Genomic DNA, 16,221 nt, shown 5'->3' with positions numbered 1-16,221 from the left:
CAGCACGCGGCCGCCGGTTGCGATTACTGCTTCACTTCCTCGGACCAGAGGCCGTACTTCTTCACTTCGTCCGAATCGATGTTCGACTTGTCGATGAGCATGGTCGGCCACGCGTAGTTCGCGGGCACGTCCTTCTTCGCGTTGTAGTCCGCAATGAACTGCAGCGACTTGGCCGCCATCTGGATCGGGTTCTGCGAGATCGTCGCGTCCTGCTTGCCCGCGCGAATCGCGGAGAGCGCCTGCGCGGTGCCGTCCGCGCCGATCACGAGAATATGCTCCTTGTCGCCGAGCGGCTTGTAACGGCCCGCATTGTCGATGGCCTTTTCCGCGCCCACGGTGTTGTCGTCGTTCGCGCCGAAGACTGCATCGATCTGCGGAAATTTCTGCAGGATATTGGTCATCGCGTTGAGCGACTTCTCCTGATCGAATGCGCCTTCCTGACGCGCGACCACCTTGATGTCCGGATACTTCGCGATCTCTTCGCTGAAGCCCTTCTCGCGATCCGTCGCCGCCGTGGTTCCGACAAGGCCGATCAGATCGACCACGTTGCCCTTCTCGCTACCGTAGCGCTTCTTCAATTGCTCGGCGATCCATCGTGCGCCCGTCTGCCCGAGCGCGACGTTATCCGACGCAACGAACGACGTGACCTTGCCGCCATCCGAGCCGCGATCGAGCGTGAACACGGGGATGTTCATCGAGTTCGCTTTCTCGACGGCGGGAATGATCGCTTTCGAATCGATCGGATTGAGCACGAGCGCGGTCACGCCCTGGCTCAACAGATTGATCGCGTCGTTGACCTGTTGCTGCGCGTCGCCGTTGGCGTTGGTCTGCACGAGGTCGAAGTTCTGTTCCTTCGCGCCGCGCTCCACGCCCGCCTTCAGCCCGACGAAGAACGCGTTGTTGAGCGTCGCGATCGAGAAGCCGATCTTCGGCTTTCCGCCCGATGCGCTCGTCGCGGGCGCGCTCGCCGGCGCGCTGGCGGGTGCGCTCGCACTCGCGGCGGTGCTGCTCGCCGTCGACGACGAGTTGTCGCTCTTCGAGCATCCGCTCAACGCGGCGGCCGTGCATAGCAATACGGCGCTCGTGGACTTACCGAACGTTCCCCAGCTGTCGAATCGTGTCGAACTCCAGGCCATGGCTGTCTCCGTTGTACGAGTTGTTCAATGCGGTTTGATTGCAGCTTCAATGCGATAAGTTTCGCTAGCGTGACGCGCGCTTCAGCGATGCTCCTTGTTGCGCCTGCCGTAAGTCTTGAACTTCTCCAGCACTTCATCCATCTGTTCGTCGGAAAGCAACGGCGGTGCGCCGATCTGCAACGCCAGCAGATATTGCTTCGCGAGCACTTCCACTTCATGGGCGAGCCATACGGCGCGCGCGAGATCGGTGCCCAGCGCGATCACGCCATGATGCGCGAGCAGACACGCGTGCCGCTCGTCGAGCGCGGCGAGCGCGTGATCCGACAACTGCTGGCTGCCGAACACGGCATAAGGCGCGCAGCGTATCGACTTGCCGCCCGCCGCCGCGACCATGTAATGCAGCGCGGGAATCTCGCGGCCATGAATGGCGAGCGCGGTGGCCGCAATCGAATGCGTATGCACGACCGCGTGAACATCGGCGCGTGCGCGCAGAATGTCGCGATGAATGCGCCATTCGGATGACGGGCGCTCGACGCCCAGTATCGCGGCATCGTCGGCGATATCGAGCGGCAGCCGCACGATCTGCATCTCGTCGAGTTCGCGCGCGGGCACGCCGCTCGGCGTGATCAGAAAGCACTCGCCGTGACGCGCGCTCACGTTTCCCGACGTGCCCTGATTGATGCCGAGCCGCTCCATCTCGAGCGCCGTGCCGACGATCGCGCGGCGCAACGCGTCTTCATCGGTCGCGTTCATGCGGCGCTTCCCTCGGTGGCGAAGAGACTTCGCAGCGAGCGCTCGAACGGCGCCCGCACGATGCCAAGCTCCGTGATGAAGCCCGTGACGAGCGCGTGCGGCGTGACGTCGAATGCGGGATTGCGCGCTTTCATGCCGTCGGGCGCGATGCGCTGCCCGGCAAGATGCGTGACTTCTTCGGCATCGCGTTCTTCTATTTCGATGCGCGCGCCGGCGGGCGTTTCGAGATCGAGCGTCGACGATGGGCACGCGACATAGAACGGTATGCCGTAATGATTCGCGGCGATGGCAAGGCCGAGCGTGCCGATCTTGTTGGCGAAATCGCCATTCGCCGCGACGCGATCCGTCCCGACGATCACGAGATCAATCAGCCCTTGCGACATGATCGACGCGGCGGCGCTGTCCATGATGAGCGTGACATCGACGCCCGCCTGCTGGAGTTCGAACGCCGTAAGACGCGCGCCTTGCAGCAGCGGACGCGTTTCGTCCGCATAGACCCTGAACGCCACGCCCGCACGATGCGCCGCGTAGATCGGCGCGGTCGCGGTGCCCAGTCCAGTAGTGGCGAGCGCGCCCGCGTTGCAATGCGTGAGCACGCCGCAATCCTGCGCGATAAGCGGCATGCCATGTTCGCCGATGCCTTCGCACAGCGCGCGATCTTCCGCGTGGATGCGCATCGCTTCATCGACGAGCGCTTCGTAGAGTGTCGCGGCATCTTTCGCATCGGTAGCACGCGCGTGACGCAGCATGCGCCGCAAGCCCCAGCTCAGATTGACCGCCGTGGGCCGCGCCGTTTCGAGCCAGTTCGCATGACGTTCGAGTTCGGCGCGAAACTGCGCGATGGGCAACGCAGTCGAATCGCGCATTGCGATGCACAGTCCGTATGCAGCCGCCACGCCTATCGCGGGCGCGCCACGCACGCGCAACTCGCGAATGGCACGCCAGACCGCGGCCACATCGGCGACGTTCTCCACCACCATTTCATGCGGCAGGCGCGTCTGGTCGAGCAGCAACAGATCGCCGGCGCGCCATTCGATGGTCGGCGCAAGCGTGGTGAACAAGGGCTGCGAAACCATGGATTCTCCTTGTGCAAAAGAAGCCGACGCCATTACGAGTTCGCGGGATCGCGGGCCATCTCGCGCGCGAGCATCGCGACCTGTTCGATATCGCCGAGCGTCGCGCGCTGCACGAGCAACGCTTCCGCGCAACGCAGGCAACGCACTTCGATGCGCGCGCGTGTGTGGGCATCTGTAATGCGCGTGATCTCCGCGACCTTCGCCATGCCGACGATGCGCCGGATCATCTTGCATCCCGCGAAGCCGAGCGTATCGGCGAGCAAACGACGCATGAAATGCGCGCGAAACGCGGCGACCGCATGCGTCTCCGCCTGCGCGCCGATGAAGCGTCTCTTGCTGCGGCTTTCGTGATCGCGCCAGAGCGCGAGAAACTGCGCGCTAAAGCCGGTCCAGATACGCATCATCTGTTCGAGCAGCCATTCCTGATATTCCTGACAGGCGGCGGGATCACGTCCATCGATGCGTCCGTGCCAGTCGCGCGAGAAATACGCGAGCAGCAGGTTCGCGATCACCGCGCCGATATCGAAGCCCATCGGTCCATAGAACGCGAACTCGGGATCGATCACGAAGGTCTCGTCTTCGTTGACCATGATCGAGCCGGTATGCAGATCGCCGTGCAGCAAGGTCTCCGCGTGATTCATGAAAGCCCACTTCATGTCGGCCGCCGCAATGCGCAGCGGCTCGTGCGTCCTCAACCGCTCGATTGCGGTCTTCGGCAACGCAGGGCTATACACGTTCGACGGATGATCTTCGAACGGAAACGTGAACACGAGGTCTTCGGTGATCTTGCACAGTTCCGCATTGACCGCCGTGCTCGCGGCCTGCTTCTTGATGTCGGGCGCGAGAAAGAGATCAGAGCCGTAGAACAGCGTATGCGCGAGATAGGTCGACAGATGATCGGCGAGGCGTGGATACGTCGCGCCATCCATCAGGCCTTGCCGCAGGATGCGATGCGACGCGAGCCGCTGCATCACCATGAGAAAACGCTTGCTGTCCGCGTGATAGACCTTCGGCACGTGCTGCGGACACAGCGCGCCGAAACGCCGCAACGCCGCGACCTCGTGCTCCATGCGCTGACACGAAAGCGGCCACGTCTTGCCGACGAGCCGCAGAAACGGCGGCGCCTGCTTGACGACGACACTGCGCTCCGGCGTCTTCGCATTGGTCACGAAGTACACGTAGTTCAGATTGCCGTCGCCCACTTCGGCGACTTCGAGATCGTCGGGGTCGCCGAGCAACGCACGCACGTCGGGAACGCCGCCGAGATAGGCGGCCAGTTCCTGCGCGGTAAAAGCTTCAAACTCCATCGGTGTCTCCTCCGATGTTGTTCCGGCGCGAACGTCCTCGTTAGCGACGCTTGCGCACGAGATCGAACTTGAAGATGCTCGTGTTGTAGTAGTCGTTGCTATAGCAAAGCGGCTCGCCGCTCTGATCGAAATCCACTTCGTCCAGCAGCAGAAACAGGCCGAAGCCGTCGCCCAGTTCCGGCAGATCGCGCGGCGTGAGTATGGTCGGCTGTATCGACGTATGCGTGTGCGACAGCCGCCGCCCCGTGCGCGCGAACATGCCGAAGAGCGATTCGCCAAGCTCGCCTTCGGCTGCATCGAACACGTGCTTCGGAATCGTGTCGATGCAATATGCGGCGATGGCGTCGTCCGCGCGGCGCACGCGCTCGATCCTCATGCATGGATCGCCGGGCCGGATGCCGAGCTTCTCCGCAAGACTCTCCGACGCCGCGACCGTGTCCATCTGAATGCGGCTCGTCGATGGCACCGCGCCGACGCTGCGGATCATGTCCGTCACCGACATCAGATCATCGAGACCGCCGTGCAGCTTCAGCGAAATTTGTCTGATGAAGGTGCCCTTGCCCTGCTGACGCGACAGCAAGCCATGCGAAATCATCTGCGCCACGGCCTCGCGCAAGCTGGACCGGCCAACGCCGAGCAGCTCGCAAAGCTCGATTTCAGTGGGAATCTGATCGCCGGGTTTGAGCTTGCGCTCGCGAATCATCGTGAGGAGCGATTCCTGGATCTTGTCGCTCATCGATGGTTCGACGCTCAGGCGCATGAAGGTCTCTAGGATCGCAGTGCCTGAAATATACATCAGACGTCTGATGTTTCTTTAGGGATTTTCCCGGAGCGTTTAATGCGCGGATGCAGCATGAAAATGCCCGTCACGCGCATGGTGACGGGCTTTGCAGTGCACGATCGCAAGCGCGGTCAGGCGTGCGCGGCGACCTTTAAATAAGGCTCGATATTGCGCATCGCGCGTTCGACATACGCCTCTTTCTCGCCGACGGGCGCCACATAGTGCATCGCGCCGCGCGCCGCTTCGATGCCTTCCACACGCGCGATCACCCACGCGGCCAGATACTGCGACGCAAGACAGCCGCCCGCCGTGGCCACGTTGCCGTTCGCGACGAACGGCTGGTCGAGCGTGCGCACGCCCGCTTCTTCGACCCAGGGCTTGGTCGTCAGGTCCGTGCATGCGGGAACGTCCTGCAACAAGCCGAGCTTGGCGAGCACGAGCGTGCCCGAGCATTGCGCGCCCAGCAGTTGCCGCGCGGGATCGAGCTTCAGGCGCGCCATCAACGCCGCATCGGCGACGACATCGCGCGTCTTCGTGCCGCTGCCGACGATCACGGCATCCGCGTGCGCGGCATCTTCGAGCGTGGCCTGCGCCTCGATGACGACGCCGTTCATCGAACGCACTTGCGTTGACGGACACGCGAGCGACACCTTCCAGTCAGGCTTTTTGATGCGATTGAGAATGCCGAGCGCGATCAACGAATCGAGTTCGTTGAAGCCGTCGAACGTGAGAATGGCGATGTGCATCGTGTGCTCCTTTTATCGTGAAGACCGCATGTGGGCATCCTAGGGCGAAAGGCGAATACAATCAAAAAATTGTCATGGATACATCGGTGCGCTTTGCATGCCTAAACCGCCTCGCTACAAGCAGATCGTCGATCGTTTCGCGGACGAGATTCAATCGGGCCGGCTTGCGCCCGGCACGCGTCTGCCGACGCATCGTCAACTCGCCGCACGCGAAGGGCTCGGGCTCGTCACGGCGACGCGCGTCTATGCCGAACTCGACGCAATGGGCCTCGTCAGCGGCGAAACGGGACGCGGCACCTTCGTCAAGGAAACGACGCTGGCGCGCGAACTCGGCATCGATCAGGCGGCCATCGCCGCAGACATGGTCGATCTGAACTTCAACTATCCCGCGCTCACGGGGCAGACGGAGTTGTTGCGCGGCGCGTTGCGGCAGTTGTCGTCGGCAGGCGATCTGGAAGCGTTGCTGCGCTATCAGCCGCACGGCGGGCGCGCGCATGAACGCGCGTGCGTCGCACGTCATCTCGCGCGACGCGGACTCGCCGCGAGCGCCGAACGAACGATGCTCGTCGACGGCGCGCAACACGGTCTCGCCACGACCGTCATGGCACTGCTGAAGCCGGGCGATGTCGTGGCCGTCGATGCCCTCACCTATACCGGCTTCAAACTGCTCGCCGATGCGCACAGGCTCGAACTCGCGCCGCTGCCCGCTTCGGGCGCGGGCCCCGATCTCGATGCGCTCGAAACGCTCTGCAAGCGCCGCCGCGTGCGCGCGCTCTACGCAATGCCGACACTGCACAATCCGCTCGGCTGGGTGATGAAGGCGAGCCGCCGCAAGCAGTTGGTGTCGCTTGCGCGCAAGCATGGCTTCGTGATCATCGAAGACGCCGCCTACGCCTTTCTCGCCGATGACGCTCCGCCGCCACTCGCGGCACTCGCACCGGAACTCACGGTGTACGTGTCCGGTTTCTCGAAGAACGTCGCGACGGGTCTGCGCGTGGGTTATGTCGTCGCGCCGCTCGAATGGGTGCCGAAGATCGAGCGCGCGATCCGAGTGACAACATGGAACACGCCCGGCGTGATGACGGCAATCGCATGCGGCTGGATCGAGGACGGCACGGTCGACAGACTCGAAGCCGAGAAGCGCGCGGACGCGTCGATGCGGCAGGTCATCGCGGCGCAGGCGCTCGGCCGTCTGAAACGCGTGACGCATCCCGCTTCATACTTTTTATGGCTGCCGATGCCGGAGGAAGTCCGCCCGGACCGCATCGCGGCGGCGCTCATGCGCGAGCGCATTTCGGTATCGACAGCTGGGCCGTTCTGCACCACGGCGCACGTGCCGCACGCGTTGCGGCTGGCGCTGGGATCGGTGGATACGGAAACGCTCGAGCAAGCGTTGCGACGCGTGGCGGAAGTCGTGGAGGCGCACGCTTACTGAACATCCGCGCCCTGAAACATGTCCAGAAACGCCCGCACCTTCGCGCTCAGCAAGCGGCGCGAACTGTACAGCGCCCAGAGTTCGACGGCCGGCCCCGCTTCCCGGCCGAGCATCGCGAGCTTGCCCGCCGCGACATCCGGCTCGACCAGCAAGCCCGGCAACAAAGCGACGCCCGCGCCTTCGAGCACCGCTTCGCGCGCCATCAGCAGCGACGACAAGCGCAGCGCCGGCTCGGGCGTGAACACGCGTTCGCGGCCATCGGCGGTTTCGATTCGCCACGACTCGCCGGCCGCACGCGTCAGCACGACGGCAGGCAAGGAAGATGCGTCATCGGTCATCGTGAAGCCGCGCGGCGCGACGAGCACGCGCCGGTCGGTAGCGATGCGGCGGCCCACGAGCAATTCATCGGCGTCGGGATTGACGCGGATCACGAGGTCGTAACCGTCCTGCACCGGATCGGCGACGCGATCCTCCGCGACGATCTCCAGTTCCACCTGCGCATACGCCCGCGCGAAACGCGCCGCCACGCGCGGCAGCACGACATGCGCGAACACGATCGGCGCACTCACGCGCAGGCGTCCGCGCGGCACGGGCGCGCGCGAGGCGATCGCTTCGCCGGCGTCGTCGATTTCGGCGAGCAGGCCGCGCGTGCGTTCGTGCAGCGCGCGGCCTTCCTCGGTCAGACGCAGCGTGCGCGATCCGCGTTCGATCAGCCGCACGCCCAGACTGTGCTCCAGTTCCGCGACGCGCCGTGAGAGCGTCGCCTTCGGACGGCCCGACTGGCGCGCGGCGGGCCCGAAACCGCCGTGAAGCGCGACGGCGTTGAAATCGGCGAGTGCGGTCAGATCCATGTTCGTTCCATCGATGAGACGAGCCGTCTCGAATTTCGGTCTATCGGCTCGCAATTGGAACGCTTATCGTAACAGTGTCCTTAACGTATCCATCCAGGAGATCGACATGACTATTCTCGTAACGGGCAGCACCGGCGTCATCGGCACGCAAGTGATCGAACATTTGCAGGGCAGCGGCGCGAGCGTGCGCGCGCTGACGCGTTCGCCGGAACGCGCGAATTTTCCGGCGGGCGTAACGGCGGTCAAGGGCGACCTCACCGAGATCGGCGCGTTGCGCGACGCGATGAAAGACATCGACACGCTCTTCCTGCTCGCACCGAACGCGGCGGACGAACTGACGCAGGCGTTGCAGGCGATGAGCATTGCGCGCGAGGCGGGCGTGAAGGGCATCGTGTATCTGTCGGTGTTCAAGGGCGACGCTTATTCCGACGTGCCCCATTTCACCAGCAAGCACACAGTCGAACGCATGATCGAGCACCGCGATTTGCCCGCGACGATTTTGCGTCCCGCGTACTTTATTCAGAACGATATCCGGCTGAAGGACGCGCTTTTGAAACACGGCGTCTACGGCATGCCGATTGGCGCGAAGGGCATTTCGATGGTCGATGTCCGCGATATCGGCGATGCCGCCGCGCGCGAACTTCTGCGCCGTGAACGCAGCAATGCGCCGTTGCCGCGCGAAACCTATGAACTCGCCGGTCCGGATGCGCTGACCGCGGACAGCATCGGCGCAATCTGGAGTGCCGCGTTGAATCGAGAAATCCGTTATGTCGGCGACGATCTCGATGCGTTCGAAACGCGCATGAAAAACGCCGGCCCCGAATGGCTCGCCTACGATATGCGGCTCATGATGCAGCGTTATCAGGAAGACGGCGCGGTGGCCACGCCGCGTGATATCGAACGGCTGACGGCCTTGCTGGGACGGCCGCCACGGACATACCGCGATTTCGCCGCCGATTCGGCGCGCGAGTGGTCCGGGCAATAACGGCTTAATCGCTGCTCGTTCAGGCTTCGCGCGCGATTAATGCGGCAATTAATCGCGCGCGAATCTCCACGCACGAATCGCGCGGTAAATCAATCCGAATTGCACCGATAAAATTATGCCGACGAACCCGCGCGAAATCAGAAAGCCGTCATAAATACCGAACGTCCCGCGCTCATTTTGTGTTCCAATTAACGCCAATATCCGTCTCAACCTAACCGATGCCGCCGCGATTAACACCGCGATCCATCGACTGGAAATTGGCCTATGCGGACTCAATACGAGGCGTCCACACCAGAAAATAAGCTCGACGCGGAACACACGCGGCAAGCGCATTCCCAGCGCTGGTTCGCGACTTTCGCGAGCCTCGCGCATTCGCGGCTGCCATTGCCCGCCTACTTGCAGAAAGTCACCGATACTCTGCGCGAAGTTGCGGGCGTCGCGTCCGCCGTGGTGGAGTGGATCGAGGGCGCCGAACTCGTCTATCGCGCGGCGAGCGGCGCGGCGGCGGCGCATGTCGGCGTGCGGCTGCCCACCGCCGGCAGTCTGTCCGGGCTGTGCATCACGCGCCAGCAAGCGTTGATCAGCCGCAACACGGCAACCGATCATCGCGTGGATCGCGCGGCGTGCGAGGCGGTCGGCGCAGTGTCGATGGTCGTCGCGCCGGTCGTCTACGAAGGCCGCTCCGTTGCGGTGCTGAAGCTCATCTCCGGTGAGGTCGATTACTTCGGCCCGTCGGATATCAGCATTCTCGATGCGTTTTGCGCGTGCATTGCCGAAACGATTGCGCGCGAGCAGATCGCGCAGGAAAACCGCGAACTGCTAAAGGAAAACGCGAGCGTCGCGGCGGATCTGAACGTGGAATCGGCGCTGCGCAGCGAATACGAAAAGAAACTCGCCGACGCCATGCGCCGCCGTCAGACTGTGCTCGACAACGCGCACGTCGCGTTCGTGTCGATGGACGAGGCAGGCATGGTCGTCGAATGGAACGCGGCCGCGGCGCTCCTGTTCGGCTGGAAAGCGCAGGAAGTCGCGGGCCGCGAACTGGCGTCGTTCATCGTGCCCGAGCGTTCGCGCGACGCGCATCGCACCGGGCTCACGCGTTATCTCGCGACCGGCGAGGCGCGCATGATCAATCAGCGCGTCGAGTTGCCCGCGCTGCGCCGCGACGGCAGCGAGTTCGCCGCCGAGCTGACCATCAGCGAAGTGTGGTACGAAGGCCAGCGCCAATTCGCCTGTTTCGTGCACGACATCACCGACCGGCGCGTTGCCACCGAAGCGAACGAGCGCCTGCGTCTGCTGATCGATTCGGTGAGCGATTACGCGATCTGCATGCTCGATCAGAACGGCTACGTGCGCTCGTGGAACGACGGCGCGCGCGCCATTTACGGCTTCACGGCGGCGGAAGCCATCGGCCGCCATTTCGCGCTGTTCTATACGTCCGACGAACATGGCCGCGACCGTCCGGGCGACGATCTGACGCTGACGGCCAAACGCGGCCGCATCGAGCACGAAGACTGGCACGTGCGCCGCGACGGCTCCGAGTTCTGGGCGCACATGATCCTGAGCGCGCTGCCCAACGACAGCGGCGGCGAGCGCAGCTTCGTCAAGATCACGCGCGACATGACCGCGCGGCGGCGGCTCGAAGAACTGGAAGCGTCGAGCCGGCGCATGAACGAGTTTCTCGCGCTGCTCGGCCACGAACTGCGCAATCCGCTCGCGCCGATCCGCAACGCGGTGAGCATCCTCAAGCTGAAGGCCTCCGACGATGCCGAAGTCATCCGCAGCCGGCAGATCGTCGACCGGCAACTCGCGCACCTGACCCATCTCGTCGATGACCTGCTCGAAGCCGGGCGCGTCAGCTCGGGCAAGATCCGCCTGTCGACCGATGTGCTCGATATCGCGGATGTCGTGCATCTGAGCGTCGAGGCGAGCCAGCCGCTCATCGATCAGCGCGGGCAGCGCATCGTCCTGCAGGAAAGCGGACAGCCGCTCTACGTCAACGGCGATTCGACGCGGCTCGTGCAGGCGCTCAACAATCTGCTCAACAACGCATCGAAGTTCAGCCCGCCCGCATCGACCATCACCCTCGAAGTCGGCCCGCGCGGCGGCTCGGTGATGGTGCGCGTCGTCGATCAGGGGCGCGGCATTTCCGCCGATGCGCTCGGCACGGTATTCGATCTGTTCGTGCAGGAGCACGCGCCGGGCGCGCATCCCGATGAAGGCGGCCTGGGCATCGGCCTCACGCTCGTGCGGGCGATCGCGGAGCTGCACGGCGGACACGTCGAGGCGAAGAGCGGCGGCGCGGGCAAGGGCAGCGCGTTTTCGCTGTGGCTGCCGCTCGCGGAGGCGCCGGCAAGCGGGGCGCCGGCGGACGCGTTGCCGGCCGCGCTCGCGGGCCGTCAGCTCGACGTGCTCGTCGTCGACGACAACCGCGATTCCGCCGACAGCATGACGCTGCTCGTCGATATGCTCGGCCATCGCGCGCGCGCTGCCTACGACGGCGCCGAAGCGCTCGATGCATTCGAGGCGCAGCGCCCGCAGGTCGTGTTGCTCGATCTGTCGATGCCGGGCCTGACGGGCTTCGACGTGATCCGCCGCATGCGCGACGACGGCAAGCGCGTGATCGTCGCGGCCATGACAGGCCTGGGTTCCGACGAAGACCGCGCGCGCACGCGCGCCGCCGGTTTCGATGCGCATCTCGTCAAACCGGTCGATCTTCCGGAATTGGAGCGCGTGCTGGCGCTGGCGGCGCACGCGTGACGCTTTGCGCGGCGCGCGCGGGCGACTGCGCCGTCGTGCTAAGTCACGATTCCTTCGACATAAGCTCCGCGCATTCCACCGTCACGTTTCCCCGTTCCTCGAAGCGCACGAGCACCGGCGCTTCGGCGAGCGCATCGGTGACGAGCGTCCAGTTGCGTTCCAGCGGCGTCCAGTGCTGCTGGCTCGCGCGCTCCAGCTTGTTCGACGTGACCAGCACGAACAATCCCGCCGCCTGGCCCGCGATGCATTCCTTCAAGAACGCCTGCTCCGCCGTGGCTTCGCACAGGCCGCGGCCCGCGACCACGCCGTCCGCGCCGAGAAACGCCTTGTCGAACGTGATGCGCGACAGCGCCAGTTGCGCGAGCGCCCCGAGCGTGCTCATGCTCGACGGCCGCACGTCGCCGCCGATCAGCGTCACGCGCACGTCGGCGGCCGCGAGCACGCTCACCGCGAGCAGATTGTTCGTGACGACGTGAATCTCCGTCCGGCCGATCAGGCAGCGCGCGAGTGCGGCGGTCGTCGTGCCGCCGTCGAGAAAAACGGTGTCGCCGTCCTGCACGTGCCGCGCCGCCGCGCGCGCGATGGCTTCCTTGTGCTCGCGAAAGCTCTCGCGCCGCGTGTCGAGCGACTCTTCCGGTTCGTGCATGCCCACCGACGCCGCGCCGCCATATGTGCGCACGATGCGACGCTCTCCGGCGAGCGCGCGCAGATCGCGCCGCACCGTCGCCTCCGACATGCCGAAGTGGTCGCACAGCGCGGCGACATCGTTCATGCCGGACAGTACGGCCTTGAGCATCGCTTCGCGGCGTTTCTCGACTTTCATCGTGTTCCTGAATCTTTTGCGGGGTTGGCGCGGACGCACAGTGTAACGAACCGGACGGGTCCGCCGAATGCTGATCGAAGAGACGGACGCACTCCATCGCTTTGATCGATTCGATCATTTTTAATGACAATTTCCGCTCGACCCGATCAGAGTAAACCCGCATACCGAGCGATTTGCGCAAAGTTGGCGGCAAGGCTACACTTCGATTGATCGATTCGGTCAATTTATGATCGCTTCAGCCAGAGACCCCTTTTGGAGACACGCATGGCTCAGATTCATATCAAGCGCGCCGTCGAGCGCGTGCCTGGCGGGATGATGATCGTCCCGCTGCTGCTCGGCTCGCTGATCGCCACGTTCGCGCCGGGCATGCCGAAGTTCTTCGGCTCGTTCACCAACGCGCTCTTTACCGGCGCGCTGCCGATTCTCGCGGTGTTCTATGTGTGCATGGGCGCGAGCATCGACGTGAAGGCAACGCCTTACCTCATCCGGAAAGGCGGCGCGCTGTTCGCGACGAAAGTCGGCACGGCGATTATCGCGGGCATCGTGCTCGGGCATTTTCTCGGCGAGCAGCCGATCACCTCGGGCGTGTTCGCGGGCATCTCGACGCTCGCTGTCGTCGCCGCGATGAACGACACCAACGGCGGCCTGTATATGGCGCTGATGGGCCAATATGGCCGATCCGAAGATGTCGGCGCCTACACCATCATGTCGCTCGAATCCGGCCCGTTCCTGACCATGGTCACGCTGGGCGTCGCCGGCCTCTCCGCGTTTCCGTGGCCGACGCTCGTCGGCAGCATTCTGCCGCTCGCAGTCGGCATGCTGCTCGGCAATCTCGACCGCGAAATGCGCGACTTCCTCGGCCGCGCCGTGCCCGTGATGATTCCGTTCTTCGCGCTGGCGCTCGGCGCGAGCCTCGATCTGCACAAGGTCTGGCAAGCGGGCTTGCTGGGCATCGGTCTGGGCTTCGCGGTCGTTGTCGTGACGGGCATTCCGCTTTACTTCGCGGATCGCCTGACCGGCGGCACGGGCGTCGCGGGCGCGGCGGCGGCGAACACGGCCGGCAATGCGGCGGCGGTTCCGGCGCTGATCGCGGCGGCCAATCCCGTTTATGCCGAAGCGGCGAAGAGCGCGACGCTGCTCGTCGCGGCGTGCGTGGTCGTGACGGCCATCGTGTCGCCGGTGCTGACGGCGTCGATTGCCAAGCGTGTGAATGCGCGCAACGACGCCCGCGCCTCGTCGAAGACACGCGAGGCCACGCAATGAAGAGCTTGCTGATCGTCGCCGACGATCTCTCGGGCGCCGCCGATTGCGCCATCGCGTTTGCGGCGGCGGGGCGCAAGACGGTCGTGTCGCTCGACGCACGCGCCACGGACATCGACGCCGCAGTCATCGCCGCCGACACCGATACGCGCCGCCTTGACCCCGCCGATGCCGCGAGACGCACGGCCAGCGCGTGGCAGAGCTTGCGTGCGCCGGGACGGCGTTTGTACAAGAAGATCGATTCGACCTTGCGCGGCAACTGGACAGCCGAAGTCGCCGCGTTGACGCGGATCGCCGGACCGGCGATCGTCACGCCCGCGTTTCCGGCGACGGGCCGCACCGTGCGCGACGGCCGCGTGTTCGTACGCGGCGTGCCGCTCGAAGACACCGAAACGTGGCAGCTCGAAAACGCCGGGCAAAACGCCGGACTGCGCGTGCTGCTCGACATGGTGGGCCTGCGCGTCGCGCACGTTTCGCTCGATGCGTTCCGCGCCGCGCCGCAGGATGTCGCCGCGATGGTCGAGTCGGCGGCGGCGTCGGCGCATGGCATCGACGCGATCGTCGTCGATGCCGAAACCAGCGACGATCTCGCCGCGCTCGCACGCGTGACCGCATCGATCGACGCGCCGTTCTTCTGGGTCGGCTCGGGCGGACTCGCGCGCGAACTGGCCGCGTTGCCCGATCTCTTCGATGCGAGCGCCGCCACGCCCGCGACGCGCCCGTTCGAAGCGGCGCGCGGCCCGATCCTCGCGCTGGTCGGCAGCCTCTCGGCGATCTCCGTGCGTCAATGCGAGCTGCTCCGCGCCGAAGCAGGCGTGTGCGAGATGATCGTGCCGCCCGCCGTGCTGCGCGACGGCGCGCGTCATCCGGAATGGCACGCGTGGCACGAACGCATCGGCAGGCAAGTGCGCGGCAATGAAGATGCGATTCTGCGCATCGGCCGCGACGATGCCTTCGATCCCGCCGAGGGCGCGCTGCTGTCGAACGCGCTCGCGGCGCTCGTCGCACCGCATTTCGCCGCGCTCGGCGGACTGATCGCGACCGGCGGCGAAACCGCACGCGCGATGCTGGCCGCCGTGAATCTCGGCAGCCTCGAACTCGTCCGCGAAATCGAAGCGGGCGTCGCGCTCGGACGGCCCTCGAACGGCCACGGCCCCGCCATCGTCACGAAGGCGGGCGCATTCGGCAGCGAGCATGCGCTGCTCGGCGCGTACCTGCATTTGCGCGGCGCGGACATGTCCGCCGCGCACCCGTCACCGACATCATCCAGACAAACATCATGAGCAACTATCTTCCCGTAATCGGCATCACGATGGGCGACGCCAGCGGCGTGGGCCCGGAAGTCGTCGTCAAGAGCCTCGCGCACGATGCGGTCTACCAGCAGTGCCGTCCGCTCGTGATCGGCGACGCGCGCCGTCTCGAACGCGCGAACGAACTCGTCGGGGGCCACGCGAAAGTGCGGTGTATCGAGGACGCATCGCAGGCGCGTTACGAACCGGGCGTGATTGATTGCATCGATCTCGGCCTGATTCCCGACGACCTGCCCTTCGGCGAACTCTCCGCCGTCGCGGGCAATGCGGCTTATCAATACATTGCGCGTGCCGTGGACCTGGCGCAGGCCAAACAGATCGATGCCATCTGCACCGCGCCGCTCAACAAGGAAGCGCTGCACGCGGGCGGCCACAAGTTTCCCGGCCACACGGAAATGCTCGCGTATCTGACGGGCGTCGACGAAGTGTCGATGATGCTCGTCGCGCCGCAATTGCGCGTGATTCACGTGACGACGCACATCGGCATCATCGATGCGATCCGCAAGATCGAGCCGGGTCTCGTGCAGCGCACGATCGAGCGCGGCAACGCGACGCTCGTGAAGGCGGGCATCGAGAAGCCGCGCATCGGCGTGTGCGGGATCAATCCGCATGCGGGCGAAAACGGGCTGTTCGGCTATGGCGAGGAAGAAGAGAAGATCATTCCCGCCGTGAAGATTTTGCAGGAACGCGGCCTCGACGTGACCGGCCCGCTGCCCGCCGATACGCTGTTTTATCGCGCGGGACGGGGCGACTTCGATCTCGTCGTCGCGATGTATCACGATCAGGGGCATGGTCCCGTGAAGGTGCTGGGTCTCGAAGCGGGCGTGAACGTGACGGTCGGTCTCGATGTGATCCGCACGTCCGTCGATCACGGCACGGCGTTCGATATCGCGGGCAAAGGCATCGCCGATGAAGGCAGCATGCTCGAAGCACTGCGTCAGGGCGCGGAACTCGCGACGCGGCGCCATTGAGCGGACGGCGCGATAATGAACGCTTCA

Annotated in this window: 14 protein-coding genes; 6 read left to right on the top strand and 8 right to left on the bottom strand. The window is 64.9% G+C overall.

The window, feature by feature from the left end:
• Positions 1-23 precede the first annotated feature (23 nt).
• The 6 genes from BRPE64_RS25515 to BRPE64_RS25490 all read right to left on the bottom strand — a co-directional run bounded on the left by BRPE64_RS25515 (position 24) and on the right by BRPE64_RS25490 (position 5,799).
• Positions 24-1,136, bottom strand: a complete 1,113-nt coding sequence (locus tag BRPE64_RS25515) for a sugar ABC transporter substrate-binding protein (protein WP_016347824.1) — start codon at positions 1,134-1,136, stop codon at positions 24-26.
• Between the two features lie 81 nt (positions 1,137-1,217).
• Positions 1,218-1,889, bottom strand: a complete 672-nt coding sequence (locus BRPE64_RS25510; RefSeq protein ID WP_016347823.1) for a class II aldolase/adducin family protein — start codon at positions 1,887-1,889, stop codon at positions 1,218-1,220.
• The gene (mtnA, locus tag BRPE64_RS25505) at positions 1,886-2,965 is read right to left on the bottom strand and encodes an S-methyl-5-thioribose-1-phosphate isomerase (RefSeq protein WP_016347822.1); all 1,080 of its coding nucleotides are present in this window, start codon (positions 2,963-2,965) and stop codon (positions 1,886-1,888) included. The genes BRPE64_RS25510 and mtnA overlap by 4 nt, the downstream gene beginning before the upstream one ends.
• Positions 2,966-2,997: 32 nt before the next feature.
• Complete coding sequence (gene mtnK / locus BRPE64_RS25500; protein WP_016347821.1) at positions 2,998-4,272, bottom strand: S-methyl-5-thioribose kinase; 1,275 nt, start codon at positions 4,270-4,272, stop codon at positions 2,998-3,000.
• Between the two features lie 40 nt (positions 4,273-4,312).
• The gene (locus BRPE64_RS25495) at positions 4,313-5,008 is read right to left on the bottom strand and encodes a GntR family transcriptional regulator (RefSeq protein WP_232519327.1); all 696 of its coding nucleotides are present in this window, start codon (positions 5,006-5,008) and stop codon (positions 4,313-4,315) included.
• Between the two features lie 176 nt (positions 5,009-5,184).
• On the bottom strand, positions 5,185-5,799 hold the full coding sequence (locus tag BRPE64_RS25490) for a DJ-1/PfpI family protein (RefSeq protein WP_016347819.1): 615 nt from the start codon (positions 5,797-5,799) through the stop codon (positions 5,185-5,187).
• Positions 5,800-5,896: 97 nt separating this feature from the next.
• Here BRPE64_RS25490 and BRPE64_RS25485 point away from each other — a divergent pair, with 97 nt between their 5' ends.
• The gene (locus tag BRPE64_RS25485) at positions 5,897-7,234 is read left to right on the top strand and encodes an aminotransferase-like domain-containing protein (protein ID WP_016347818.1); all 1,338 of its coding nucleotides are present in this window, start codon (positions 5,897-5,899) and stop codon (positions 7,232-7,234) included.
• On the opposite strand, the gene BRPE64_RS25480 is transcribed toward BRPE64_RS25485, so the two are convergent.
• On the bottom strand, positions 7,228-8,085 hold the full coding sequence (locus tag BRPE64_RS25480) for a LysR family transcriptional regulator (protein ID WP_016347817.1): 858 nt from the start codon (positions 8,083-8,085) through the stop codon (positions 7,228-7,230). The two genes, BRPE64_RS25485 and BRPE64_RS25480, sit on opposite strands and share 7 nt — an antisense overlap.
• Positions 8,086-8,191: 106 nt before the next feature.
• On the opposite strand from BRPE64_RS25480, the gene BRPE64_RS25475 reads away from it, so the two are divergent.
• Entirely contained in the window at positions 8,192-9,070 is an 879-nt protein-coding gene (locus tag BRPE64_RS25475; protein WP_016347816.1) for an SDR family oxidoreductase, read from the top strand.
• Positions 9,071-9,334: 264 nt separating this feature from the next.
• Positions 9,335-11,830: a hybrid sensor histidine kinase/response regulator gene (locus BRPE64_RS25470; protein ID WP_016347814.1), complete on the top strand. Its 2,496-nt coding sequence runs from the start codon at positions 9,335-9,337 to the stop codon at positions 11,828-11,830.
• A gap of 43 nt (positions 11,831-11,873) precedes the next feature.
• Here the strand turns inward: BRPE64_RS25470 and BRPE64_RS25465 are convergent, their stop codons facing one another.
• Complete coding sequence (locus BRPE64_RS25465) at positions 11,874-12,653, bottom strand: DeoR/GlpR family DNA-binding transcription regulator (RefSeq protein WP_016347813.1); 780 nt, start codon at positions 12,651-12,653, stop codon at positions 11,874-11,876.
• A 264-nt stretch (positions 12,654-12,917) separates the two neighbouring features.
• On the opposite strand from BRPE64_RS25465, the gene BRPE64_RS25460 reads away from it, so the two are divergent.
• The 3 genes from BRPE64_RS25460 to pdxA are packed head-to-tail and all read left to right on the top strand — an operon-like array spanning position 12,918 to position 16,194.
• Positions 12,918-13,916, top strand: a complete 999-nt coding sequence (locus BRPE64_RS25460; RefSeq protein ID WP_016347812.1) for a 2-keto-3-deoxygluconate permease — start codon at positions 12,918-12,920, stop codon at positions 13,914-13,916.
• Entirely contained in the window at positions 13,913-15,196 is a 1,284-nt protein-coding gene (locus tag BRPE64_RS25455; protein WP_016347811.1) for a four-carbon acid sugar kinase family protein, read from the top strand. The genes BRPE64_RS25460 and BRPE64_RS25455 overlap by 4 nt, the downstream gene beginning before the upstream one ends.
• The gene (gene pdxA / locus BRPE64_RS25450; protein ID WP_016347810.1) at positions 15,193-16,194 is read left to right on the top strand and encodes a 4-hydroxythreonine-4-phosphate dehydrogenase PdxA; all 1,002 of its coding nucleotides are present in this window, start codon (positions 15,193-15,195) and stop codon (positions 16,192-16,194) included. The genes BRPE64_RS25455 and pdxA overlap by 4 nt, the downstream gene beginning before the upstream one ends.
• The last annotated feature ends 27 nt before the right edge of the window (positions 16,195-16,221 follow it).

Source organism: Caballeronia insecticola (genome assembly GCF_000402035.1).
Lineage (GTDB): Bacteria > Pseudomonadota > Gammaproteobacteria > Burkholderiales > Burkholderiaceae > Caballeronia > Caballeronia insecticola.
This window is presented reverse-complemented; position numbering and strand designations above follow the sequence as displayed.

Coding starts and splice junctions, on each gene's coding strand:
- BRPE64_RS25515 (WP_016347824.1), bottom strand. CDS start 1,136: ATGGCCTGGAGTTCGACACGATTCGACAGCTGGGGAACGTTCGGTAAG.
- BRPE64_RS25510 (WP_016347823.1), bottom strand. CDS start 1,889: ATGAACGCGACCGATGAAGACGCGTTGCGCCGCGCGATCGTCGGCACG.
- mtnA (WP_016347822.1), bottom strand. CDS start 2,965: ATGGTTTCGCAGCCCTTGTTCACCACGCTTGCGCCGACCATCGAATGG.
- mtnK (WP_016347821.1), bottom strand. CDS start 4,272: ATGGAGTTTGAAGCTTTTACCGCGCAGGAACTGGCCGCCTATCTCGGC.
- BRPE64_RS25495 (WP_232519327.1), bottom strand. CDS start 5,008: ATGAGCGACAAGATCCAGGAATCGCTCCTCACGATGATTCGCGAGCGC.
- BRPE64_RS25490 (WP_016347819.1), bottom strand. CDS start 5,799: ATGCACATCGCCATTCTCACGTTCGACGGCTTCAACGAACTCGATTCG.
- BRPE64_RS25485 (WP_016347818.1), top strand. CDS start 5,897: ATGCCTAAACCGCCTCGCTACAAGCAGATCGTCGATCGTTTCGCGGAC.
- BRPE64_RS25480 (WP_016347817.1), bottom strand. CDS start 8,085: ATGGATCTGACCGCACTCGCCGATTTCAACGCCGTCGCGCTTCACGGC.
- BRPE64_RS25475 (WP_016347816.1), top strand. CDS start 8,192: ATGACTATTCTCGTAACGGGCAGCACCGGCGTCATCGGCACGCAAGTG.
- BRPE64_RS25470 (WP_016347814.1), top strand. CDS start 9,335: ATGCGGACTCAATACGAGGCGTCCACACCAGAAAATAAGCTCGACGCG.
- BRPE64_RS25465 (WP_016347813.1), bottom strand. CDS start 12,653: ATGAAAGTCGAGAAACGCCGCGAAGCGATGCTCAAGGCCGTACTGTCC.
- BRPE64_RS25460 (WP_016347812.1), top strand. CDS start 12,918: ATGGCTCAGATTCATATCAAGCGCGCCGTCGAGCGCGTGCCTGGCGGG.
- BRPE64_RS25455 (WP_016347811.1), top strand. CDS start 13,913: ATGAAGAGCTTGCTGATCGTCGCCGACGATCTCTCGGGCGCCGCCGAT.
- pdxA (WP_016347810.1), top strand. CDS start 15,193: ATGAGCAACTATCTTCCCGTAATCGGCATCACGATGGGCGACGCCAGC.